Here is a 23,122-nt window from a genome sequence, read left to right on the forward strand (position 1 = left end):
GAAGAGGACCCGCACACCCATGACCGCCGCCACCCGCAGCGAACACGACCTGCTCGGAGACCGCGACGTCCCCGCCGACGCCTACTGGGGCGTCCACACCCTGCGCGCCACCGAGAACTTCCCCATCACGGGCACGCCCATCTCCACCTACCCGCACCTGATCGACGCCCTGGCCGCCGTGAAGGAGGCCGCCGCCCTCGCCAACGAGGAACTCGGCCTGCTGGAACCCGCAAAGGCCGGGGCGATCACCGCCGCCTGCCGCGAGATCCGCGGCGGCGAACTCCATGACCAGTTCGTCGTCGACGTCATCCAGGGCGGCGCCGGCACCTCCACCAACATGAACGCCAACGAGGTCGTCGCCAACCGGGCGCTGGAGCTGCTGGGCCACGCCAGGGGCGAGTACCGGCACCTGCACCCCAACGAGGACGTCAACCTCGGCCAGTCCACCAACGACGTCTACCCGACCGCGGTCCGGATCGCGACCGTCTCCGCGGTACGCGGCCTGCTCGAGGCGATGGCCGTCCTGCAGGACGCCTTCGCCCGCAAGGCCGTCGAGTTCCGCCACGTGCTGAAGATGGGCCGCACCCAGCTGCAGGACGCCGTGCCGATGACGCTCGGCCAGGAGTTCTCCGCCTTCGCCGTCATGCTCGACGAGGACCGCAGCCGGCTCGCGGAGGCCGTCGAGCTGATCCACGAGATCAACCTCGGCGCGACCGCGATCGGCACCGGCCTCAACGCCCCCGCCGGATACGCGGAGGCTGCCCGCCGCCACCTCGCGGACATCACCGGGATGCCCCTGGTCACAGCGGCCAACCTGGTCGAGGCCACCCAGGACTGCGGCGCGTTCGTCCAGATGTCCGGTGTGCTCAAGCGCATCGCCGTCAAGCTGTCCAAGACCTGCAACGACCTGCGCCTGCTGTCCTCCGGGCCGCGAGCGGGCCTCGGTGAGATCAACCTCCCGCCGGTCCAGGCGGGTTCGAGCATCATGCCCGGCAAGGTCAACCCGGTGATTCCGGAGGTCGTCAACCAGGTCGCCTTCGAGGTGATCGGCAACGACGTCGCCATCACCATGGCCGCCGAGGCCGGACAGCTCCAGCTCAACGCCTTCGAGCCGATCATCCTGCACTCGCTGTCGGAGTCCATCACCCACCTGCGCGCCGCCTGCCTCACCCTCGCCGAGCGCTGCGTCGTCGGCATCACCGCCAACACCGAGGCCCTGCGCGCGACCGTCGAGAACTCCATCGGCCTGGTGACCGCCCTGAACCCGCACATCGGGTACACGGCCGCCACCGGCATCGCCAAGGAAGCCCTCGCCAGCGGCCGGGGCGTGGCCGAACTCGTCCTGGAGAAGGGGCTGCTCCCCTCCGAGCAGCTTGCAGCGCTGCTGCGGCCGGAGGTGATCGCAGGTACCGGCGCCCCGGTCGCCTGACGACGGCTCATCACAGGCATCTCGGCCGCGTACCGCTCACCTGCCGGCGACGGAGACGGTACGCGGCCACCCCGGCCGGTGCGGCGGCGTTACCGACAGCCAGAGCATACGAACTGACACCATGTGGGTGGTGCGGTGCTCCCACGAGGAAGCCCGTAGCGGTCAGAAGAACCAGCCGGGTGTCTCCTGGTAGGCGGGCATCGGGTACTCGCAGATGTCGGCGGGGGCATGTTCGTAGCGGGCCTGGGTTTGGACAGCGACGCCTGCGCCGATGTGGTCGAGACCGTCAGCGCCGACGACCGCGGCCAGCGCGATCGCCCCGTAAGCCAGGGGCGCGGCGATCCGGGCGGGCGGGTCGACGACGAGGTGGAGCACTCCGATAGCGCAGCCCAGTCCGGCAACGACGAGAACCAGGGCGATCACGGAGAAGATGAGCGTGAGTGAGCCCGGTTCCCGGCAGAGGATGTATACGTGCGGGGGCTTCACATGGGCCGGTAGGCGCTCGTAGACGGCCGCCGCGATGAGGAGCATGCCGCCCATGGGCACCAGTGCCCAGAGCCGGGAGTTGGTCCGGGCGCGCTCGGCGGTGGCCTGCATGCGGGGTCCCTCCGGCTCCGGAGCAGTCGAAGTCACCGACGGCTCTCCGGGGCGCCGCGAGCGTGCGGTTCGAATCAACGCAGATCTGTCAACGGCCTTGAAACCAGGGCAACAGCCGGCGTCACCACAGGACGCCGACCACGACTGCGACCACGATGACGGGCCCGAGATCGGCTGGGAGGGCCGCGCCGAGCGCACCTGCGGCTGGACCCTGGAGACCCAGTTCGCCGACGGCGACTGTATCAAGGCCGACCACGACTGCGACACCGATCAGTAGCACCACCGCGCCGGGGCGGCCGCGCACCGGGCCGCCCCGCTCGCTCTCCTGGAGGACGCGTTGCACGGCTACGGCCGCACCCTGCTGACCCAGCCCCCCACGGCCGACGGTAGGGCGGCGCCGGCCGGCGACCTGACCGGGCGCGACTTCACCGCGGAGCGTCCGGACACGAGACCGGTCGGAGACGTCACCTGCCTGCCGCGTTGAAGGGCTGCCGCTACCGGCCGCGTCAGCCGGCGGCGTGGGCGCCCGGGGTTGTGGCGGTGGCGGGCCGGGCCGGTGTCGGGTGTGCGCGCTGTGCCCGGTGGGTCGCGGTGAGGGCGGTGACGATGCTCTGCGTCCAGGACAGTCGCACGCGCAGCCGGGTCGCCGGGTCGTCGCAGGCGGGGTGGCCGAAGGCTCCGTCGGCGCCCTGCTGGGAGAGGAGGAAGGCGACGGCGTCACGGGTGATGCGGTGGTCGGCCCATCCGCCGGCCGTGAGGTCGCGGACGATACCGGCGAGGCGTCCGAGGTGGTAGGTGCGGCGGGCGTCGGGGATCTCGGCGGCGAGGGCCTCGGCGGCCCGCGACGGGAACTCGGCTGGCCCGGGGACCGCGGGAGGGGGGCCGGGTGGGATCAGGCCCAGGTCGGCGAGGCGCCGGAGGCCGGGCCTCGCCTGCGGGGGGATGTGCGGGAGGTCGGCGACGGCGGCGGCGGTCCGGGCGAGGAAGACGTCCAGGGAGCGGCAGGCGATGCCCAGCTCTCGCAGTCCGGCGGCGAACTCCCCGACCACCTCGATGCCGTGGGCCTGCCACACCTCGTCGCCCGCGCCGTCGGGGTCCGGGTCGGCGAGGAGGCGCGCGAAGTGGTGAAGTGCGTCTCCGGCGAGTTCGGTACGGCCGATGGCGCTCGCACCGAGGGCGGCCGCAGCCGCAGCGGGCAGTCCTACGTCGGAACCGAAGCGGGTGCTGGCCTCGCCGAGCCACCGGACGGCGCTGCGGATCGGACCGTCGAGGTCGGGGGCCGGCCGGCGCGTGCTGGGGCGGGGCCCGTGGGGGACCCGGGGGCTGCGCTCCAGGAGCGAGGCCAGGGCGGCGACGACGGTGGTGTGGTAGCCGGTCGCCCACCGCCGGAAGCGGTCGTCGCCGGCGGCCAGCTTCGGGTGGACGATGCCGGGCGGACCACCCACCCGGCCGTCCGGTTCCTGGACGGAGATGAGGAACTGCCAGGCGAGATCGGCCTCCCGGGAGTCCCTCACCCCGAGACACCGCAGGCAGCACAGCAGTTCCCCGACCAGGTCGGCGTTGCGCCGGGCACGGGTGAGCACGAGCAGCGCTTCGAGGAGTTCAACCGCGTCTGCGGGCTCGAACCCGCCGGGCCACCGCGGTCGGCGCAGGCCGAAGTCGGTGGCGTAGAAGACGGTGTGGGTGATGGCGTAGATGTCACGGTCGGCGAGTTTGACGACGTTCGGCCGGTTGCACAGCAGCGTGAACGGCAGGACCTCGTCCATGGTGGGCAGGTCGTGGTCGATGCCGCACAACTGAAGGGTGTGCAGGAGGTCCAGCTGCCGGTAGGGCACCCGTTCGAACGCGGCCGCGTAGCCGCCGGCCGCAGCCTGTTCGAGGATCCGCCGGAACCCCGTATCCTCGCGGCCGCACAGCCGCAGCGCGACGTAGGTGCCGGCGTACAGGAGGAGCGCGGCCTCGTCGCGGGCGGCGAGTTCGCGGTAGGAGGGGCGGGCGGTGATCTCCTGGACCTGGTCGAGGAGTGCGGTGTAGTCGGCGTCCAGCGGGGTGGGATCGAGCCGGGCCCGCAGTCCGACGAGGAACGCCGTCTCGATCAGTGCCTTACGGGCGAACAGGACGCCGTCGGGGTCCGCGCCGGCCGGGTCGATCAGGGCGCGGCGCGCAGCGAGCCAGGCGATGGCCTGGGTCTCGACCGCGCGCCGGTTCTCGGTGCCGTCGCCGGGTTGCGTGATGGTCATCGGAGGGCCTCCCGGCATGGTGCGGCGGTAGTGGGTTCAGGCGTGGGCGGGTGGGTTCAGCCGGTGGTGCCGTCGGCGGCGTCGGCGATCTGGTTGGCGACCACGAGGACGTACCGCTCCCAGGCCAGGACGTAGCCGGCGACCTCGTCGAGCTGGCCGACCTGGTCGACGACGCGCTCCAGCGGGAGGGAGAGGTCGACGAGTCCGCTGGTCCTCAGGAAGTCCAGGGCCTTGCGGGCGTCGACGGGCGGGCAGGACATGGCATCGCTCCCATCAGTGGGTGAGGCAGATAGGAGGATTGTCGGGAGGGGCTGTCGGAGGTGTCACCGGTGATGGTGGCTCGAATATGTGGTCGGCCTGGTGACGGCCTCCTCTCGCCGGGGTCGCGGGCCGCAAACGGGCCGAACGAGTGACACCATGCGGGGTCAGATGGGGGGCGCACGATCGTTCGTTCACGCCTCATGAGGGCGGGGCGCCCCGGGCGGCGATGGCCGGGGATTCGGTCTGCGCATGCCCTTGAAAAGCAATGTGACGTGTGCCATTTTACCACGCGGGCCCGTCGCTGCCGGGCCGTCTGCTCCCACCCCCAGGAGTGAATCGTGCGCGCCCTCGCCACCACGCTGCTCATCGCAGCCATAGCGGCCAGCCCCCTCCACGCCGCCCAAGCCGCCCAAGCCGCACCCGACTCGGGCCGGGTGGTCGCGGACCCGGGCCAGCGCCCGGCCCACGGCAACGCCAAGGAGACCTTCGGCGCAGCCGGTGGCGGGCTGGAATCGCGCATCCTGCCGATCGTCCACACCTGCAGCCCGTCGCTGCGGATCCGGGCGCAGGAGATGACGGCCGACCAGCTCGCGGCGACCTGCACCAGCCTGGCCGACCAGGACGCCTACTTCCACGGCGTGGTCAAGGACCCGGGGCCGGTCGCGAGCGACTACAACACCACCCTCGAGGTCGACGTCTTCAACTCGAGCGCCGACTACAAGGCCTACGCCCGGAAGATCTACGGCATCGACACCAACAACGGCGGCATGTACCTGGAGGGGGACCCGGCCAGGGCGGGCAACCAGCCCCGGTTCATCTGCTACGAGCGCACCGACGTGAGCCCCGGCTGGCAGATCTGGAACCTCAACCACGAGTACACGCACTACCTCGACGGCCGCTTCGACCTGTACGGCGACTTCAGCGCCAGCCAGACCACTCCCACGGTGTGGTGGACCGAGGGGATCGCGGAGTACGTGTCCTACTCCTACCGGGGCGTCACCTACACCAACGCGATAGCCGAGGCCGGCAAGCACACCTACTCCCTCCGCACGCTGTTCGACACCACCTACGACAACAGCGACGTCTCGCGTACCTACTACTGGGGCTACCTCGCCGCCCGCTACATGGTCGAGAAGCACCCGGCCGACGTCTCCTCCGTGCTCGGCTACTACCGCGCCGGAAACTGGGCCGCCGCACGTTCCCTCCTCACCTCGCTGGACTACGAGAGCGACTGGCACGCCTGGCTGACCGCCGTGGCGGCGGGCGCCTGATCCGCGTCCCTGCCTCGCGCCGCCGTCCAGCGCCCGAACGGTGTCCGGGCGCGGGCGGCGGCGACCGCCGCAGCACATGGCCACCGCGACCGCGTCGGCCACGCCACGGCCTGCGGACGGGCGGGGGTGACACGTCCCACCGACCGGGGGCGCGCCGCGGCCCGCGCCGCGCACACGATGTGCCCCCGGGCCGGGCTCCGGCTTATCCGAACTGGCCGGGCTGGTAGTCACCGGCGGGCATCTGAAGCATGACGTTCCCGCGGTTGAAGGCGTTGATGACGGTGATGACGCCCACCAGGGCGGCGAGCTGCTCCTCGTCGTAGTGCTTGGCGGCGTTCGCCCACACCTCGTCCGGGACGCCGCCCGCCGCATCGGCGATGCGGGTGGCCTCTTCCGTCAGCTCCAGCGCGGCTCGCTCGGCCTCGGTGAACACCGTGGCCTCGCGCCAGGCCGCGACCAGGTTGAGGCGCACCGCGGACTCACCGGCGTGGACGGCGTCCTTGAAGTGCATGTCGGTGCAGAAGCCGCAGCCGTTGATCTGGCTGGCGCGGAGCTTGACCAGCTCCTGCGTCGAGGCCGGCAGCGTCGATCCCTCGAGGACCTTGCCCGCCGCGATGATGTGCTTGAAGACCCTGCCCAGCACCGGGCTGGTGAAGGGGTTGAGCCGTGCTTCCACGATGCGCTCCATGCCGTTGTCCGACGGTTACACACCTCTGACGGTTCAGCCCGTCCAGCTGTGACATGAACGCCCCCGTGACGTGCGTCACCCTGGCCGGGCGGCGGGTTGAGCGCAGGGAGGACCCGGGTCAGGCGGAGGCGAGGTGTGCTGCGACATACGGCACCGCGACGGTCTCCAGGCCGCGGACGGTGCCGAACATCGGGTGGACGTTGACCTCGAAGACCACACCGCCGCTTTCGGCTGCCAGGTCCACTCCCGCGAAGGGCAGGCCGAGCGACTTGGTGGCCGAGACCGCCAGTTCGGCCAGCCCGGTCGGCAGATCCTCCTCACGCAGGAGGGTGGAGACGGTACCCCGGCTCTCGTTGCAGGGTGCGTCGGGGTCCGGCTGGATGTGCTCGACCGCGCGCAGCACCTGCCCGCCGAGTACCACGACCCGGTACTGGTGGCGCCTGCCGTCCTGATTGAAGTTCGCGGCGTCGCGGGCGATCAGCCAGTCGGTGCCAGCCGTGGCGTAGTGCCGTGCGGCGGTGGCGAGTTGGGCGCGGGTGGTGATGTGGAAGACGTCACTGCCGCCCATGCCGACGGTCGGCCGGGCCCAGACGTCACCGCCCAGGTGCTCGAATGCCTCGGCGGCTTCCTGCACGGTCGGCCGAGAGAGCGCGATGGTGGGCATGTGGGCGATGCCGTCACGGGTGAAGCACTCGATGGTGCGGTCCTTCTCGGTCGCGGCCCGCCATGCCTGCGTGCCGGCGCCCAGCGCGCGGGCGCCGTGGGCGCGCAGCTGGCGCTGGCAGTTCTCGAATGCGCGGCGCCGGTGCGGTGGGATCCCGTAGACCAGCACCGTGTCCGTGGTCGCCGCCAGGCCGTCGGCCTCCAGCCGCAGCCCCTCGTCCATCGTGTCGATGCGGCCGCTGCCGCCGGTCATGAAGTTACTGCTGAGGATGTGCCCCGTACACGCCAACCCGTCGTGCTGCGCCCACCGGTCCCGGTGATGCAGCCGGTCCTCGCCCGCACGATTCCGGTCGAGGGCGCCCTCCCGGGCGGCTGCCAGTACACGGTGAAGTTATGGACAGGGTTCTGATCTGTCCGTTTGTCCGTTGGGGTGAGGACGGGAGTTGAACCCTGCGGGTGACTTTCAGCGAAGAAGCGAAAGCCCGAGCGTGGGCTCGCCTGGGCCGGAGTTCCCCGCCGTATCGGCTGGGAAAACCGCTGTGGGGCGAATGGATCATGGTGGTAGAACTATCGCCGTGCACAAGACTCTGGAGTTTCCCGATCTGCTGCGGCTGATCGACGAACGTTCAACCGCCTTCCGCGCCGCGATCGCCGTCGCGCCCAGCCTCGACCTGCCCGTGCCGACCTGCCCCGAGTGGACGCTGTTCGACCTGGTGCAGCACATCGGCGAGGGCCGCCGTCGCTGGGCCGCCACCGTCGCCGCCGGCCCGGACGCCACGTCCAGGACCCCGGCCCAGGGTGACGCGGTCGCGCCGCAGGAGCGCGAGGGCGTGCTGGCCTGGCTGGCCGCCTCGACCGAGCTGTTGCTGGCGGCCCTGCGGGAGGCCGGTCCGGACCAGGGCTGCTTCACCGGCTGGGGTGTCACGCAGACGCCGCACACTGCCGGTGGCGTCGCCCGGCACCAGGTCCAGGAGATCGCGGTGCACACCTACGATGCCCAGCTCACCGTGGGCGACTCAGCCGCACTGCCTGTCGAGGTGGCGCTCGACGGTGTCGAGGAGAGCCTGTTCATCGCCAGCTTCACGAGGAGTGCCTGGCCGCACAGGCCCACCGCCTTCGACTTTCACGCCACCGAGGACCGCTCCTGGCGCCTCACGGTCGACGGCGACGGTGCACGGACCACCCGGCTGCCCGCCATCGGCGGGGCCCCGGAAGCGGCAGGCCTCTCCATTCGCGGCACGGCCAGTGATCTGGTCCTCTGGCGGTACGACCGCATTTCGGCGGACTCCCTGCAACTCGACGGGGATCCGGAGCTGCTCGACCTGCTCTTCGCCTGGGAACCGGAGGACTGGGCGTGACGACAGGCCACCGCGTACAAACCTGTCGCTGAATCGCGAACGGATCCTGCCAGGTGCAGGGCTTCCGCCGGGTTGGCAGGACGGCGACCTCCCGGCCCCACGTCTCCTCGTCGGGGTCCAGGGGTGGGAACTCGGTGATGTCGAGGAAGGGGGCGGTGCCAACCTCCTCGACCTCGCTCAGGTAGATGGTGACGCCCGTGCGGCCGGAGCTGAGGGCGATCCAGCGGACTGTGCTGGTCGGGAAGGCATCGGGTCAAGCGCGGGGCGCGGGAGAACCGGACGACGGTGGTGCTCGCGCAGGGCGGCGTTCTCGGTCAGCAGGGTCGTGATCACGGTGGCTGCCGCGTCGACCTGGCTTTGCCGCCACCGCTGGCAGGACCGGCCAGCCAGGCACCGAGAAGCCGGTCGGCCTCCTCGATGGGCAACAGCTCCTGGACGTCATCGCGGTCGAGTCCTGGGACGTCCTCAGCTTCAGAGTTCTCCGTCGGTCCGCGAAGCAGAGGCGCAGACCGCCTCCGAGCGTTGAGGGCGGTCGGACAGCGGCGGTCAGCGTGGTCGGCGGGGCAGCGGGACGACGTCGCGTCCGGCGGGAGCTCGGACTCCTCCACCGTGGCCCGTACGCGCCACGTGTTCACAATCATGGCGCTAGGTATACGGTCAGTGACCGACTGTGCACAAGGCATCGTGCCCGTGGGCTGGCCACGACGTACGGCACCTCCGGCGGGCCGACCCCGGGGCGGTGGATCAGGACCAGGCACGCGGAAACCGTCGACGCGGAGCTGGTCGGGATCACCGGCGCACCGCTGCGGCCGGACGTCGTCCTGGTGCTGCTCCCGGACGGCCGGCAGGAGGTCGCCTCCACCCGCCTGAATGCTTGAGGACGATCTCGCCGACGCAGCGTCCGGCGGCCCGGTCGGTGATCGCCAGGTCCAGCCGGTCGGTCTGATCCGCGCGGGTGCCGTACCGCGCACGCATCCGCCGCTCGGCGTCCTCGTCCCACGGCGGCACGGGGTTGCCCGGGTCGGTGTAGCGGCCGACCTCCGGGTCGGTCAGCCAGGACCGGATCGCCGAGGTGTCCTCCGTCAGGTCGAACGGGCGGAGAACCACCGACTCGCCGGTGAGCACGGGCTTGACGGCGAAATCGGTGCGTTGACGATCATTCATGGCGCGATTGTGAGCGGCGGCCGACGGCCGGGGCAACCGCATTTCAGGGCCGCCCAGCCCCGCGGTGGGCGGGCTCAGGGCGTGCTGGTGAAGGCGCGGCGGTAGGTGCGGGGCGGTACACCCCGGCGCCGGACGAACTGCTCGCGCAGCACGGCCGCGCTGCCGTAGCCGACCGCGTGGGCGATCTCCTCCACGGACAGGTCCGTGGTCTCCAGGAGTTCCTCGGCCCTGCTGAGGCGCAGGCCGCGCAGCCAGGCGTGCGGGGTGGTGCCGGTCGCGGCGGTGAAGCGGCGGGCGAAGGAGCGCCGGCTCATCATCGCGCGGCGGGCCAACTCGGTGACGGGCAGCGGCTGGTGGAGGTTCTCCCGGGCCCAGCCGAGGACCTCGGCGAGCCGCTCGTCCTGGCTGTTGTCGGGGACGGGCGCGGCCAGGTACTGGGCCTGTCCGCCGTCGCGGTGGGAGGGCAGCACGATGTCCCGGGCGACGCCGTTGGCCAGCGCGGCGCCGTGCTCCCGCCGCAGCAGGTGCAGGCAGAGGTCGAAGCCGGCGGCCGCTCCCGCGCCCGTCACCACGGTGCCCTCGTCCACGTAGAGCGCATCCGCGTCCACGGTGACCTCCGGGTGGCGGTCGGCGAGCAGGTCGGCGAACCGCCAGTGGGTGGTGGCCCGCAGGCCGTCGAGCAGCCCGGCGGCGGCGAGCGCGAAGGTGCCCACGCAGTGGGCCGCGACCACGGCGCCGCGCCGGTGCGCGGTCCGCAGCGCGTCGAGGACGGCGGGCTCGGGCGGGGTGCGGAAGTCGGCCCCCGGCAGGGCGATGACCAGGTCGGCGCCGGCGAGCCGGTCCAGACCGTGGGCGACGGACAGCGGCACGCCGAAGTCCGTGGGCACCGGCCCGGGCCGGTCGGTGCACAGGGCGAGGTCGAACCCGGGCAGCCCAGCCCCGTGCGGACCGAACACCTCGGTGACGATGCCGACGGCGAGCATGCCGACACCGGCGGGGACGTAGGCGGCGACGGTCGTGAAGGGCACGGCCGCAGTCTGCCACAGGTTGGCACGAATCCTGCGATCACCGGCATCAGTGCCACTCGTGCCCGGAGCACGCGCCCGCGACGATGGAGGCATGACAGACGCACCGCTCGGCCGCAGCGCCGACTTCAAGGTCCTGACCACCGGTTACGTGGGCTCCACCGGCCCCGGGGTGGCCGCCACCGTCTCCTACGTGTCCGACGCCGGCCGGCACGTGATCTTCGACCCGGGCATGGTGGCGAGCATCGACCACATCCTCGCCCCGCTGGCGGAGCTGGGCCTGGGCCCCGAGGACATCACCGACGTGGTGCTCAGCCACCACCACCCGGACAACACCGTGAACGCCGGCCTGTTCACCCGGGCCCGGGTGCACGACCACAAGGTGGAGTACCGGGGCGACCAGTGGACCAACCGGGACGCCGAGGGCCACGAACTCACCCCGTCGCTGCGGCTCATCCGCACCCCCGGCCACAGCCACGAGGACATCACCCTGCTGGCGGGCACCGAGGCGGGCGTGGTGGCCTTCGCCGGCGACCTGTGGTGGCACGCCGAGGGCCCCGCGGACGACCCGGTCGCCCCGGACCGCGAGCTGCTGCGCGCCTCCCGGGAGCGGGTGCTGGCCGCGGCCGACCTGATCGTGCCCGGCCACGGCGGCCCTTTCACCCCGGACCTGACCACGCCGCGGTAGGGCCGTTGCCCCACGGCCGGTGCGGCAGCGGTCAGCGCCGGCGGGCGGCGTCGAGGGCGAGGTCCACGGCCTGGTCGGGGGTGGCGGCGGTCAGCAGGGGACCGGCGGTGGGGGCGTCGGGGAGGGGCCAGCCGTCGAGCAGGACCACGGGCCGGCCGGTGCGGACGGCCAGGGCGACCTCGCTGAGCGTGCCCCAGCTGCCGCCCACGGCCAACACGGCGTCACAGGAGCGGACCAGCAGGCCGTTGCGCAGCTCGCCCAGGCCGGTGGTCAGGCCGACCGTGAGGTACGGGTTCCCGCGGGCCCGGTCCTCGCCCGGCAGCAGGCCCACCGTGGTGCCGCCGCGTCCGGCCGCGCCCTCGCAGACCGCCTCCATCACCCCGCCGAGCCCGCCGCAGAGCACCACCGCGCCCCGGTCGGCGAGCAGTTCGCCGACCCGCCGGGCCAGCGCGCGCTGCCGCTCACCCGCCTCGGACGGGCCCACCACCGCGACGTACGGGGCTGCCCGCGCTGCCTCCACCGGCGCCAACGCGACCTCCGGGGACCGTCCGGGAGCCCGCCGGTCCGGGACTCCACCTGCCCGGAGTATGACGGACCGTCACGGCTCGGCACTGCAGCGCCCGCCCGGGCGGCGGGTCGGGCGAACGGGCGGGGGCTGGCCGAAGCCGAAGGGGCGTCAGAGCAGCCCGCGGAGCAGCGCCATCACCAGGAGCAGGAGGAGGAGCACCCCGCCGATCACCCAGCCCGTCGCCGTGGCGAACACGGCCGGCCGCAGCGCCGCCCGTACGGTCGGCTCCCGGTCGGGCGCGGGCCGCGGGAAGAACCCGCCGACGCAGGCGGCGACCGCGGCCGGGAGCAGCACGCAGGCCAGCCACGCGGGGTCGAGCGCGCCGCTGTCGTACCGGCTGGAGCCGTGCGACAGCTCGGGGGCCACTCCGGCCAGCGGCCAGGTCAGGACGGCGACCAGGAGGGCGTGCCCGAGCACCACCCCGGCGGCGCCCCAGGCCGCGCCGATCCGCCGCGGCCGTGGCAGGTGCGCCAGGCCGTGGACCGCCGTGCCGGTGACCACGGCGACCAGCTGGAAGGCCAGGATCGCGTAGCCCTCGGGCCGCAGCGCCCGCCGCAGCCCCGCCAACCCCTCGGTGGGCTCGGCCAGCTCCTGGAGCCAGAGCGTCCCGGCGACGCCCGCGGCGAGGCTGAGCAGGGAGAGCGCGACCCGCGAAGTCACCCGGACCGGAGAGGCGTGGACGGACGGGGGCGGGATGTGATCGAGCATTCGGCGCAGGCTACCGGCCGCCCGCCGGCCCCGCGGCGGGGGCCCCGCCGCAGGCCCGGCTCACGGCGAACGCACGGGTGGACCCGCCGGCGGCCTCGCGGACGGGCGGAGGCGGGGTACGGGATCGTTCGCATCCGGGTACCCGTCAGTAGCAAATCCGGACCGAAGTCTTGACGCGCTCCGCTCAGCTCGGGATTCTCAGGGGAATCCTGCACGGCCCGCACCCGCGCACCCCACCCCTCACCCCCACCCTCGCGGCACCACCCTCGCGCACACCCCCATCCCCCACTTCGCCTCCCGACAGCAGAGGTGTGACCATGACAGGCCATCACACGGGCAGACGCGCCCTCATTTCCCTGTTGGCGCTGCTCCTCGCCGCAGCCGCCACCGTCCTCGGCGGACTCCCCGGCTCCTCGGCCCGGGCCGCCGACGGCTGGTGGAATCCCGGCGCCCGCCCGTCCCCCGACTCGCAGATCAACGTCACCGGCCCGCCGATGAGCGGCACCGACGCCCGCGGCGAGGTCCGCGGCTTCGTCGACGCCCACAACCACCTGATGTCCAACGAGGGCTTCGGCGGCCGGATCATCTGCGGCGCGACCTTCTCCGAGAAGGGCGTCGCCGACGCCCTCAAGGACTGCCCCGAGCACTACCCCGACGGCGCCCTCGCGCTGTTCGAGAACGTCACCGGCGGCGCCAACGGCCACCACGACCCGGTCGGCTGGCCGACCTTCAAGGACTGGCCGGCCAACGACTCGCTCAGCCACCAGCAGAACTACTACGCCTGGGTGGAGCGCGCCTGGCGCGGCGGCCAGCGGATCCTGGTCAACGACCTGGTCACCAACGGCCTGCTGTGCTCGCTCTACCCGTACAAGGACCGCAGCTGCGACGAGATGAGCGCGATCCGGCTGGAGGCGCAGAAGACCTACCAGCTCCAGGACTACGTCGACCGGATGTACGGCGGCGCCGGCAAGGGCTGGTTCCGGATCGTCACCGACGCCGACCAGGCCCGCGACGTGGTGGCGCAGGGCAAGCTCGCCGTGGTGCTCGGGGTCGAGACCTCCGAACCCTTCGGCTGCAAGCAGATCCTCGACATCGCCCAGTGCAACGAGGACGACATCGACCGCGGCCTGGACGAGCTGTACGGCATGGGCGTGCGCAGCATGTTCCTCTGCCACAAGTTCGACAACGCGCTGTGCGGCGTCCGCTTCGACGAGGGCACCATCGGCGTGGCCGTGAACGCCGGCCAGTTCCTGTCCACCGGCACGTTCTGGACCACCGAGGCCTGCGCCGGCCCGCAGCACGACAACCCGATCGGCCTGCCGACCGCCCAGGCCAACGCGCTGCTCCCCGCGGGCGTCCAACTGCCCACGTACGCCGGTGCCGCCCAGTGCAACACCCGCGGCCTGACCCGGCTCGGCGAGTACGCGCTGCGCGGCATGATGCAGCGCAACATGATGCTCGAACTCGACCACATGAGCGTCAAGGCGGCCGGCCGGGCCCTGGACGTCCTGGAGGCCGGGTCGTACCCGGGCGTCATCTCCAGCCACAGCTGGATGGACCTCGACTGGAGCGAGCGCGTCTACAAGCTCGGCGGGTTCATCGCCCAGTACGCCCACTCCGCGGAGGGCTTCGTCGCGGAGGCCCGGCGGACCGAGGCGCTGCGCGACGCCTACCACGTCGGGTACGGCTACGGCACCGACATGAACGGCGTGGGCGGCTGGCCCGGCCCGGTCGGCGAGAACGCGCCCAACGCGGTCAAGTACCCCTTCCGCAGCGCCGACGGGCAGTCGGTCCTCGAGCGGCAGGTCACCGGCGACCGGACCTGGGACCTCAACAAGGACGGCCTGGCGCACAACGGTCTGGTCCCGGACTGGATCGAGCAGATCCGGCTCAGCGGAGGCCAGGACGTGGTGGACGACCTGATGCGCGGCGCCCAGTCGTACCTGAACACCTGGCGGTCCACCCAGCAGCACAAGGCCGGGACCAACCTGGCCGTCGGGGTCTCCGCCAACGCCAGCTCCTCCGAGTGGAACCCGTTCATCAGCTACCGGCCGGGCCGGGCCGTGGACGGGTCGCAGAGCACCCGGTGGGCCAGCGACTGGAACGACGACCAGTGGTTCCAGGTCGACCTCGGGTCGGCGCGCACCGTCAACCGGGTCACTCTCGACTGGGAGCGGGCCTACGGCCAGGCGTACCGCATCGAGGTCTCCACCGACGGCGGCACCTGGCGGACCGTCTGGACCACCACCGGCGGCAACGGCGGGCTGGACACCGCCCGGTTCGACCCCACCGCGGCCCGGTACGTCAAGGTGCAGGGCGTCAAGCGCGGCACCCAGTGGGGGTACTCGCTGTACGAGGTCGGGGTCTACGGGACCTGACCGTCGGACTGTCAGGGCGGGTCGCCGACCGGAGCCTCCGGCCGGCGGCCCGCCCGCTTCCGTGCGCGTTCGTACGGCGGAAGCTCAGACGGCGCAGAACTCGTTGCCCTCGGGGTCCCGCATCACCCACCAGTGACCGGCCGGCCCCTTGTCCACCTCCTTGACGCGGGTGGCACCGAGCGACTCCAGACGGGCCACCAGGGCGTCGAGACCGCCCGGTTCGCCGTGCACGTCGAGGTGGAGCCGGTTCTTGCCGGTCTTGGGCTCGGGCACGTCCTGGAACAGCAGCCGGCGGCCGCGGCCGACCCCGCTGACCGGGTCGAACGGATCCTCCGGGTGGCGGATCGCCGCATAGCCGCGGAACACCCGCCGGCCGCCGTGCTCGGTGACCGCCTCCGCGCCGATGTGCCCCGCGGCCAGCAGCTGCTCGATCAGCGCGCCCGGGTCCTCCACCTCGTAGCCCAGGGCGGCGGCCCAGAAGTCGGCGATGACGGGGGCGTCCGCGCTGTCGACGACCAGTTTCCAACTCAGCGTCATGCCACCGTTCATAGCGGTCCTTCGGACACGGAGGCAACTCCGACCCGCCGTCCCCGGGGACGTCCGCTCAGTCGAAGGCCAGCCGGCTGCCCCAGGCCGCGCCCCAGCCGGCCCGCCACACCGCCAGCCCGGCATGGGTGAACACGCAGGTGAAGCCCACGCCCCAGTCCGAGCCCCCGTCGTGGCGCAGCACCGGATCGGCGAAGGCCGCCCGCAGGCCCTCCAGCGGGACGACGGTGAAGGCGTCCTCCGACTCCGCGGCGAAGTGCCGGACCTCGATCCAGCCCTCGCGGACGAACGGCACCAGCGGAGCGAGCTGCCCCTCCACCCACGCCTCCCGGTCGGCGCCGTCCAAGCCCCCGGGCAGGCCCTCCCAGATGCCGAACGGCCCGGTCAGCAGCCCGCTGCTCTCGGCCGCGCAGACCAGCACCTCCTGGCGGTCGCGCGGGAGCCCGTCCCAGGACGGCAGACCGTCCACCTCCGCCACCGGGAACGCGACCGGGTACCAGAGGTCGGCCACCCCCTCGGGCGTCCGCAGGTCGAACTCGCGGTACGGCGACGCCTGCCACAGCCAGTTCCCCGGGTCCGCCAGCACCGCACGCAGCTCCGCCCCGTCCAGGAGCGGATCGGACGGACCGGCTCCCACCCCCTTCCGCACCCGGACGGTGAGCAGCCCCCGCTCGGCCAGCCCCAGCGCGGCCGCCGCCAACTCCGGCACCAGCGCCCGCTGTTCCGCCACCGTCAGGCTGCGCAGCGCCGGCACCCCCGCCGCACCCGCCCACCGCAGCTCGGTCCCGTACCGCTGCGCCGTCCCGGCCAGCCGCTGCTCCCACAGGGCGGCGCGCAGGAGGGTCCGCTCGGCGGTGGTCGACTCGTCCCAGGACTGCATGGCGCTCATCCTGCCAGCCGGCGCCCGGCCGGCGGCCGGACGCCCGCCCGGACCTGCGGGGACGGGAGCTACTGGCCGACCAGGCCCGGCTGGAGCGTCCGGGTGAACAGCACGGTGCCGTCCTGCTCGCGCAGGCGCACGGTCAGTTCCGCGCTGCGGCCGTCGATGTCGACCTCGCCGAAGAACTGGTAGCCGCCGGCGGGCGAGACGTTCGAGGCGGTCGGCGCCTTCACGAACACCCGCTCCGGGCCGAAGGTGCTGTCGAGGGCGCTGGCCGGGAAGGCGCCCGCGTTGAGCGGGCCCGAGACGAACTCCCAGAACGGCTCGAAGTCGGTGAAGGCCGCCCGCGAGGGCTGGTAGTGCTGGGCCGAGGTGTGGTGCACGTCCGCCGTGAGCCACAGCGTGCCGGTGATCCGCCGGTGCTTGACGAACCGCAGCAGCTCGGCGATCTGCAGCTCACGGCCGAGCGGAAGGCCGGGGTCGCCCTGGGCCACCGCCTCGACGTTCGGCCGGCCCTCTGTCGTGTCGGGCACGACCAGACCGAGCGGCATGTCGGCGGCGATCACCTTCCACACCGCACGGGACCGGGACAGCTCGCGCTTGAGCCACTCCAGCTGCTCCCGGCCGAGGATGCCCTGCGGGTCCACAATCTGGTCGTCGGGGGAGTTGGCGTTGCGGTACGTCCGCATGTCGAGGACGAACACATCGAGCAGCGGCCCCTGCCGCAGGACGCGGTACACCCGGCCCTCCCGCGCGCCCGGCTGCAAGGTCGACACGGGGAAGTACTCGCAGAACGCCCGCCTGGCGCGCGCGGCCAGGACGTCGATGCTCCGCTCCGAGTAGCGGGTGTCGGAGGCGGCGACGGTCTCGCCCGGGTACCAGTTGTTGCGCACCTCGTGGTCGTCCCACTGGACGATCGAGGGGACCTGGGCGTTGAACCGCCTGAGGTTCTCGTCGAGCAGGTTGTAGCGGAAGTTGCCGCGGTACTCGGCGAGGGTCTCGGCGACCTTGGACTTCTCCTCGGTGGTGATGTTCCGCCAGGTGCCGCCGTCCGGCAGGGCCTGGGTCGCCGGGATCGGACCGTCGGCGTAGACGGTGTCGCCGCTGCAGAGGAAGAAATCGGGATCGAGCCTGGCCATCGCGTCGTAGATCCGGTAGCCGCCGAGGTCGGGGTTGATGCCCCAGCCCTGGCCCGCCAGGTCGCCCGACCACAGGAAGCGGACCCCTTCGCGCCGGCGGGCGGACACGGTGCGGAAGGTCCCGGTCACCGGCTCGCCGGTGCGCCGCGGGTCGTCCGGGTCGGCGAGCAGCACCCGGTAGTGGATCTGCTGACCGGACGGGAGGCCGTGCAGCCGTGTCGTGCCGGTGAAGTCGGTGTCCGGGCCCAGCAGCGGCCCGCGCCAGGTGTGCGGGTTGCGGAACGAGTCGGTGGCCGAGGTCTCCACGATCATCCGGGCGGGCCGGTCGGAGCGCACCCAGACGAGGCCGGAGTCGGAGGTCACGTCGCCCGTCTGCACGCCCCAGCCCGCCTCGGGACGTCCGGACAGGGCGAGTGCCGGTGCCGCGCCGACCGAGGCGGGCAGGGTCAGGGCCGCCGACGCGGCCAGGGCTCCGCGCAGGACGCTGCGACGGTCGGGGAACGGACGACGTGCCATGGGAAGAGCCTCCTGATCGGGCCGGCCGGTGCGCACTGTCACACCTATCGGTCCGCCGCGACAGGCACGGAAACCAGAGGTGAACAGCCGGGCCCGGGGCGGCTGTTCGGCCCGACGGCGATGACGCGGCCGGGTCAGGTGTTCAGGCCGGTGAGGCTGAGGAACTCGGCGCGGGAGCGGGCGTCCTCGCGGAGGGTGCCGAGGAGGGTGGACGTGAGGGTGTGCGAGCCGGTGGCCTGGACACCGCGCAGGGTCATGCAGGTGTGCTCCGCCTGGATGACCACGCCGACGCCCTTGGGGTCGAGCTGCTCCTGCAGCCAGTCGGCGACCTGCCGGGTGAGCCGTTCCTGGAGCTGCGGCCGGCAGGCGAAGTGCTCGACCACCCGGACGGGCGGCCTCTCGACGGCTCCTCCCCGCGGCTCCTCGGCGGGCGAAACCCGTTGGCGGGGCCGCCCGGCGGGTGCGCAGAATGACCCGGTGAACCTCGCCCAGGAACCTCGGGACCCCGTCCCGGTACCGCCGTTCGTCACCGAGTTCGCCGCCGGCCGGCCGGTGCGGGCGGTGTGGCGGAACGGGTTCGGCGGACTGACCTTCCAGGTCGGCGAGACGGACGGCCGCCAGTTCGTGAAGTGGACGCCGGCCGGCAACGGCGTCGACCTCACCGCCGAGGTGGTACGCCTGCGCTGGGCCGCCCGGCACACCGCGGTGCCGATCGTCCTGGAGCGGGGCGCGGACCGGGCCGGGTCCTGGTTCGTCACCGACGGGCTGCCCGGCCGCAGCGCGGTGGACGAGCACTGGCGGCGCGACCCCGCCACCGCCGTCCGCGCCGTGGGCGCCGGGCTGCGCGCGCTGCACGACCGACTCCCGGTCGAGGACTGCCCGTTCGACTGGTCGGCCGCGGGCCGGCTGGCCGCGGTCCGGTCCCGGGCGGCGGCCGGCCGGATCGACCCGGCCGGCTGGAACGAGGACTTCCGGCACCTCGCCTCGGTGGAGGAGGCCCTCGCCCTGCTCGCCGACACCCCGCCCGTGGACCGGCTGGTGGTCTGCCACGGCGACGCCTGCGCCCCCAACACCCTGATCGGCGAGGACGGCCGCTTCAGCGCCCACGTGGACCTCGGCGCCCTCGGCCTCGCCGACCGCTGGGCCGACCTCGCCATCGCCACCTGGAGCACCCGGTGGAACTACGGCCCGGGCTGGGAGGAACCCCTCCTCGCCGCGTACGGCATCGCCCCCGACCCCGAACGGATCGCCTACTACCGCCTGTTGTGGGAGCTCTCGGACTGACCCGCGACCCCGGAGCGCAGCTCACCGCCCGAGAGTGCGTGCCCGGGTGGTGGCCAGGCGGCGGATGCGCCGGGTGCGGCCGTGGTCGGCGAGGCGGCCGAGGACGGCGGGCTCGGGCGAGGCGGCGGCGAGGCCGAGCTGGAGCCAGTCCGACCAGAGGTCCTGCACCGACGGGTCGGTGAGCAGCTCGGTGACCGACCCGCTCTGGAGAACGGCGAGTTCGCGGGCGCGGCGGGTCGCGTGGGCACGGCTGTCCCCGGTGCCGAGCCGGCCGATCCAGACCGGGCGGTCGGCGGCCGGGAGGGCGCCGAGGAGGTTCAGGACGACGGTCAGCACGAGGGCGGAGTCGGGTTCCAGGGCCACGGCGTCGAACAGGTCGGGCAGACATGCGGGTTCGGCCAGGGCCCGGCGGTAGACGGCCCAGCGGTCGTGCTCGTCGGCGGGGTCACCCGGTACGGTCCCGCACCGGTCGGCCAGCGAGCCGACGACCTCCGCGAGACTGCGCTGCACTCCGCCTCCTCTCCTGGTCACCGGTCCTCGGCGGGGGGGTGTAGCTGGTGGCCGTGCGGCGACGGGGCCCGGACACGTCGTCACGCCGGGCCCCGCCGGGCGGGTCTCAGCTGTCCGGCAGGGTGGCGGGGCCGCCGGTCAGGGTGATGTGGAGGGCGTCCGGCTGGAGGCGGAGGGTGTCGGCGGTGAGGCCGAGGCGGTTCGCCGGGCCGGTGGCCCGGCCGTCCGCCTGGCCGGCGCCGAGGCCGCCGAACCGGCTGAGGTTCTCGGGTGCGACCGGCCGGCCCAGGACCGTGGCCGAGGTGACCGGCAGGGAGACCCGGCCGTCGGTGATCACCGGACGCATCGTCACCTTCCCCAGCCCGCCCCGGCCGAGTGCGACCTCGATCTCCCCGGAGGCGGGGTCGGCGGTCACCGCGCCGACCGCGACCGTGGGCACCGCCGCCTGCACCGCCGCGCCGACGGAGGCCAGCGGCACGGTGACCTCCACCCGGCTGCCGCCCACCCGGGTCGTCCCGCCGAGCCGGACGTCGTCCAGCCGCGCCCGGACCGAGATCCTCGGCAGTCGGCCGTACCGGGCCTCGTCACTGCCGATCTCCAGGTGGGGGATCCGGCGCCGGGCCACGTCCCACAGCACCGGGTCGCCGCCCGCGCCGACCGTGGCACCGTCACCGAGCGCCGGGGCCGCCGCGAGCACCCGGTCGTGGAGCACCCGGCGGGCCGCCGCCTCCCCGAGGCCCGCGCCGCCCGCCAGCACCACCGGCACCAGGAGCCCGGCGACCACCAGGACCCGGCGCCGCCGGCCCGCCGTGCGCCGCCCGGCCGCTGTCCGCCGCCCGGTGGCGGGGCCGTCCCCGGTACGCGGTGCCCTCGGTGTCGCCGTCCTCACCGGACCACCTCCGGGAGCGCGCCGTCCGCCCGGTCCACCTGCTCCGCCTGGTCCGCCCGGTCCGGCCGCTCGTCCCGGCCCTCCGGATCGAGGTGCGGCAGCAGCCGGTCCAGCCAGCCCGGGAGCCACCAGTTGGCCCGGCCGAAGAGGTACATGGTCGAGGGCACCAGCAGCAGCCGGACCACCGTGGCGTCGATCACCACGCTGACCCCCAGCCCGAGCGCCAGCATCTTGACCACCACGTTCCCCGACAGCATGAAGGCGAGGAAGACGCTGGTCATGATCACCGCCGCGCAGGTGATCACCCGGGCCGTGGCGGCGAGCCCGGTGGCGACGGCCCGCCGGTTGTCCCCGTCCCGCAGCCACCCCTCCCGGATCCGGGACAGCAGGAACACCTCGTAGTCCATCGACAGCCCGAAGACGATGGCGAACATCATCATCGGCACGTACGACTCGACCGGCACCCGCTCGGTCACGCCCAGCAGCGGCGCCCCCCAGCCCCACTGGAACACGGCCACCACGATGCCGTACGAGGCGGTGATGGACAGCAGGTTGAGCACGGCGGCCTTCACCGCGACCAGCAGGCTGCGGAAGACGGTGAGCAGCAGCCCGAACGAGGCCGCCACCACCACGCCGATGATCAGGGGCAGCCGGGCGGAGAGCGTATCGGTGAACGCCTGGCCGGCGGCGGTCGGCCCGGTCAGGTACCCGGTGGCGCCGGTGCCGGCCAGCGCCTGCGGCAGGACGGTGTCCTGCAGGGCGTGGACGAGGTCGGCGGTCGCGCCGTCCTGCGGGGCGGTCGCCGGGGTGACCGTGGCGACCAGCAGCGCCCCGTCCGGGCTGGGGACGGGCACGGACACGGTGGCGACGCCCGGTTCGGCGGCGAGCCGCTCCCGCAGCCCGGCGGCGAGGGCGTCACGCCGGGCCGGGTCGGCGATCCGTCCGCTGTCGAGCTGCGTCACCACGGTGAGCGGCCCGTTGGCGCCCGGACCGAAGGCGCCGTCCAGCAGGTCGTGCGCCCGGCGGGCGGTGCTGTCGGCGGGCTGCGCCCCGGCGTCCAGGTGACCCAGCCGCAGCGAGCCGACCGGCACGGTCAGCAGCGCGAGCAGCAGCAGGCCGCCGGTGAGGAACACCCACGGACGGCGGCCCACCAGGGCCGCCCAGCGGTGCCACAGGTCCGCGCCGCCGGTCGGCTCCGCCACCGGCCGCCGCACCCACAGCCGGTCGATCCGGTGGCCGAGCAGCCCCAGCAGCGCCGGCGCGAGGGTCAGCGAGGCACCGGCCGAGACCAGGACGGTCAGCGCCGCGGCCGCGCCCAGCGACCCGATGAACCCCACCCCGGAGGCGTACAGCCCGGCCAGCGCCATGGCCACCGTCACCGCCGCGACGATCACCGCCCGGCCGCTGGTGGCCACCGCGCGCCCGACCGCCTCCGGCGGCTCCAACCCCTCGCCCAGCAGCGCCCGGTGGCGGGTGGTGAGGAACAGCGCGTAGTCGATGCCCACACCCAGGCCCATCATCGCGGCCAGCGTCGGCGCCGCCTGCCCGAAGTCCACCACCGCCGCGAGCAGCCCGAGGGAGCCCAGGCCCACCGCCAGCCCCACGACCGCCGTCAGCAATGGCAGCCCGGTCGCCGCCACGCTGCCGAAGCCGACCAGCAGCACCAGCACCGCCACCCCCAGGCCGATCGCCTCCGAGATCCGGTCCGCCGACCCCGCCGAGGCCAGCTGCCCCAGCGGACTGCCGTACTCCACCGCCACGCCCTCGGCGCGCAGCGGCGCCACCGCGCCGTCGACCCCGGCCAGGTAGCCACGGTCGAAGGCGGCCGGGTTCCCGTCGTAGCGGACGGTGACCGTCGCGGTCCGCCCGTCCGCCGACACCGCGCCAGGCGTGGCGAACGGATCCGCCACCGCCAGCACCCGCGGCAGACCGGCCAGGCCCGCCACGGCCGCCTCCACCCCGCCGCGGTGGTCGGCCAGCGGCCCCTGATCGGTGTGCAGCACCACCGGCGCGGCCACCCCCGCGCCGCCGGGCACGCCGTGCGCCGCCAGCAGGTCGGCCCCGGTGGCCGCCCGGGTGCCGGGCAGCGAGAAGCTGTCCGCGAAGGTGCCGCCCCAGCGGGCGTCCGCCACGCCCACGGCGGCCAGCAGCACGGCCCACAGGGCCAGCACCCGCCAGGCGTGCCGGGCGCACCAGCGGCCCGTGCGGTGCAGCAGGCCGGGCGGTGCGGCCGCCCGGCCGGGGTACTCGGGTTCGGAGTTCATGCGCCCCACCGTCCGCCACCCGGGTAAGGACACCGTGGGCGCCGTGTTCGGGGAAT

General features: G+C 73.5%; 21 protein-coding genes and 2 pseudogenes. 7 read left to right on the top strand and 16 right to left on the bottom strand.

The window, feature by feature from the left end:
* The first annotated feature begins 19 nt into the window (after window positions 1-19).
* Window positions 20-1,429 (top strand): aspartate ammonia-lyase, encoded by a 1,410-nt coding sequence (aspA, locus tag ABWK59_RS33010; RefSeq protein ID WP_354644340.1) that lies wholly within the window; start codon window positions 20-22, stop codon window positions 1,427-1,429.
* Between the two features lie 162 nt (window positions 1,430-1,591).
* Here aspA and ABWK59_RS33015 read toward each other — a convergent pair whose 3' ends face one another.
* Entirely contained in the window at window positions 1,592-2,026 is a 435-nt protein-coding gene (locus ABWK59_RS33015; RefSeq protein WP_354644341.1) for a hypothetical protein, read from the bottom strand.
* A gap of 97 nt (window positions 2,027-2,123) precedes the next feature.
* Between ABWK59_RS33015 and ABWK59_RS33020 the strand changes: the two genes are divergently transcribed.
* On the top strand, window positions 2,124-2,303 hold the full coding sequence (locus tag ABWK59_RS33020; protein ID WP_354644342.1) for a hypothetical protein: 180 nt from the start codon (window positions 2,124-2,126) through the stop codon (window positions 2,301-2,303).
* A 229-nt stretch (window positions 2,304-2,532) separates the two neighbouring features.
* Here ABWK59_RS33020 and ABWK59_RS33025 read toward each other — a convergent pair whose 3' ends face one another.
* Window positions 2,533-4,266 (bottom strand): DUF6895 family protein, encoded by a 1,734-nt coding sequence (locus ABWK59_RS33025; protein WP_354644343.1) that lies wholly within the window; start codon window positions 4,264-4,266, stop codon window positions 2,533-2,535.
* A 56-nt stretch (window positions 4,267-4,322) separates the two neighbouring features.
* Complete coding sequence (locus ABWK59_RS33030; protein WP_354644344.1) at window positions 4,323-4,526, bottom strand: hypothetical protein; 204 nt, start codon at window positions 4,524-4,526, stop codon at window positions 4,323-4,325.
* A 507-nt stretch (window positions 4,527-5,033) separates the two neighbouring features.
* Between ABWK59_RS33030 and ABWK59_RS33035 the strand changes: the two are divergent.
* Window positions 5,034-5,792, top strand: a pseudogene (locus ABWK59_RS33035) (collagenase); the annotation flags it as partial.
* A 208-nt stretch (window positions 5,793-6,000) separates the two neighbouring features.
* On the opposite strand, the gene ABWK59_RS33040 reads toward ABWK59_RS33035, so the two are convergent.
* Window positions 6,001-6,474 (bottom strand): carboxymuconolactone decarboxylase family protein, encoded by a 474-nt coding sequence (locus ABWK59_RS33040; RefSeq protein WP_354644345.1) that lies wholly within the window; start codon window positions 6,472-6,474, stop codon window positions 6,001-6,003.
* A gap of 130 nt (window positions 6,475-6,604) precedes the next feature.
* Window positions 6,605-7,402, bottom strand: a complete 798-nt coding sequence (locus ABWK59_RS33045; protein ID WP_354644346.1) for an ATP-grasp domain-containing protein — start codon at window positions 7,400-7,402, stop codon at window positions 6,605-6,607.
* A 322-nt stretch (window positions 7,403-7,724) separates the two neighbouring features.
* Between ABWK59_RS33045 and ABWK59_RS33050 the strand changes: the two genes are divergently transcribed.
* Entirely contained in the window at window positions 7,725-8,507 is a 783-nt protein-coding gene (locus ABWK59_RS33050; RefSeq protein ID WP_354644347.1) for a maleylpyruvate isomerase family mycothiol-dependent enzyme, read from the top strand.
* A gap of 789 nt (window positions 8,508-9,296) precedes the next feature.
* On the opposite strand, the gene ABWK59_RS33055 is transcribed toward ABWK59_RS33050, so the two are convergent.
* Both ABWK59_RS33055 and ABWK59_RS33060 read right to left on the bottom strand, forming a co-directional pair.
* Window positions 9,297-9,671, bottom strand: a complete 375-nt coding sequence (locus ABWK59_RS33055; RefSeq protein WP_354644348.1) for a GNAT family N-acetyltransferase — start codon at window positions 9,669-9,671, stop codon at window positions 9,297-9,299.
* Between the two features lie 74 nt (window positions 9,672-9,745).
* Window positions 9,746-10,654, bottom strand: coding sequence for a GlxA family transcriptional regulator (locus ABWK59_RS33060; protein ID WP_354645179.1), 909 nt, complete (start codon window positions 10,652-10,654; stop codon window positions 9,746-9,748).
* A 136-nt stretch (window positions 10,655-10,790) separates the two neighbouring features.
* Between ABWK59_RS33060 and ABWK59_RS33065 the strand changes: the two genes are divergently transcribed.
* The gene (locus ABWK59_RS33065; protein ID WP_354644349.1) at window positions 10,791-11,384 is read left to right on the top strand and encodes an MBL fold metallo-hydrolase; all 594 of its coding nucleotides are present in this window, start codon (window positions 10,791-10,793) and stop codon (window positions 11,382-11,384) included.
* Window positions 11,385-11,415: 31 nt separating this feature from the next.
* Here the strand turns inward: ABWK59_RS33065 and ABWK59_RS33070 are convergent, their stop codons facing one another.
* Together ABWK59_RS33070 and ABWK59_RS33075 are read right to left on the bottom strand one after the other, a co-directional pair.
* Window positions 11,416-11,904, bottom strand: a complete 489-nt coding sequence (locus ABWK59_RS33070) for a TIGR00725 family protein (protein WP_354644350.1) — start codon at window positions 11,902-11,904, stop codon at window positions 11,416-11,418.
* Window positions 11,905-12,060: 156 nt separating this feature from the next.
* Entirely contained in the window at window positions 12,061-12,660 is a 600-nt protein-coding gene (locus ABWK59_RS33075) for a hypothetical protein (protein WP_354644351.1), read from the bottom strand.
* Window positions 12,661-12,977: 317 nt separating this feature from the next.
* On the opposite strand from ABWK59_RS33075, the gene ABWK59_RS33080 reads away from it, so the two are divergent.
* Window positions 12,978-15,038, top strand: coding sequence for a discoidin domain-containing protein (locus ABWK59_RS33080; RefSeq protein ID WP_354644352.1), 2,061 nt, complete (start codon window positions 12,978-12,980; stop codon window positions 15,036-15,038).
* Window positions 15,039-15,122: 84 nt separating this feature from the next.
* On the opposite strand, the gene ABWK59_RS33085 is transcribed toward ABWK59_RS33080, so the two are convergent.
* The 4 genes and pseudogenes from ABWK59_RS33085 to ABWK59_RS33100 all read right to left on the bottom strand — a co-directional run.
* Window positions 15,123-15,575: a VOC family protein gene (locus ABWK59_RS33085; RefSeq protein WP_354644353.1), complete on the bottom strand. Its 453-nt coding sequence runs from the start codon at window positions 15,573-15,575 to the stop codon at window positions 15,123-15,125.
* Window positions 15,576-15,642: 67 nt separating this feature from the next.
* Entirely contained in the window at window positions 15,643-16,464 is an 822-nt protein-coding gene (locus tag ABWK59_RS33090) for a hypothetical protein (protein ID WP_354644354.1), read from the bottom strand.
* Between the two features lie 68 nt (window positions 16,465-16,532).
* The gene (locus ABWK59_RS33095; RefSeq protein WP_354644355.1) at window positions 16,533-18,119 is read right to left on the bottom strand and encodes an alkaline phosphatase D family protein; all 1,587 of its coding nucleotides are present in this window, start codon (window positions 18,117-18,119) and stop codon (window positions 16,533-16,535) included.
* Window positions 18,120-18,253: 134 nt separating this feature from the next.
* Window positions 18,254-18,505, bottom strand: a pseudogene (locus ABWK59_RS33100) (GTP cyclohydrolase I); the annotation flags it as partial.
* Window positions 18,506-18,596: 91 nt separating this feature from the next.
* Between ABWK59_RS33100 and ABWK59_RS33105 the strand changes: the two are divergent.
* Window positions 18,597-19,403: an aminoglycoside 3'-phosphotransferase gene (locus tag ABWK59_RS33105; protein WP_354644356.1), complete on the top strand. Its 807-nt coding sequence runs from the start codon at window positions 18,597-18,599 to the stop codon at window positions 19,401-19,403.
* Window positions 19,404-19,424: 21 nt separating this feature from the next.
* Here ABWK59_RS33105 and ABWK59_RS33110 read toward each other — a convergent pair whose 3' ends face one another.
* The 3 genes from ABWK59_RS33110 to ABWK59_RS33120 all read right to left on the bottom strand — a co-directional run bounded on the left by ABWK59_RS33110 (window position 19,425) and on the right by ABWK59_RS33120 (window position 23,066).
* Window positions 19,425-19,913 (bottom strand): hypothetical protein, encoded by a 489-nt coding sequence (locus ABWK59_RS33110; RefSeq protein WP_354644357.1) that lies wholly within the window; start codon window positions 19,911-19,913, stop codon window positions 19,425-19,427.
* Window positions 19,914-20,019: 106 nt separating this feature from the next.
* The gene (locus tag ABWK59_RS33115) at window positions 20,020-20,802 is read right to left on the bottom strand and encodes an LmeA family phospholipid-binding protein (RefSeq protein ID WP_354644358.1); all 783 of its coding nucleotides are present in this window, start codon (window positions 20,800-20,802) and stop codon (window positions 20,020-20,022) included.
* Window positions 20,799-23,066, bottom strand: a complete 2,268-nt coding sequence (locus ABWK59_RS33120; protein ID WP_354644359.1) for an MMPL family transporter — start codon at window positions 23,064-23,066, stop codon at window positions 20,799-20,801. The genes ABWK59_RS33115 and ABWK59_RS33120 overlap by 4 nt, the downstream gene beginning before the upstream one ends.
* Between the last annotated feature and the right edge of the window lie 56 nt (window positions 23,067-23,122).

Source organism: Kitasatospora sp. HUAS MG31 (assembly GCF_040571325.1).
Lineage (GTDB): Bacteria > Actinomycetota > Actinomycetes > Streptomycetales > Streptomycetaceae > Kitasatospora > Kitasatospora camelliae.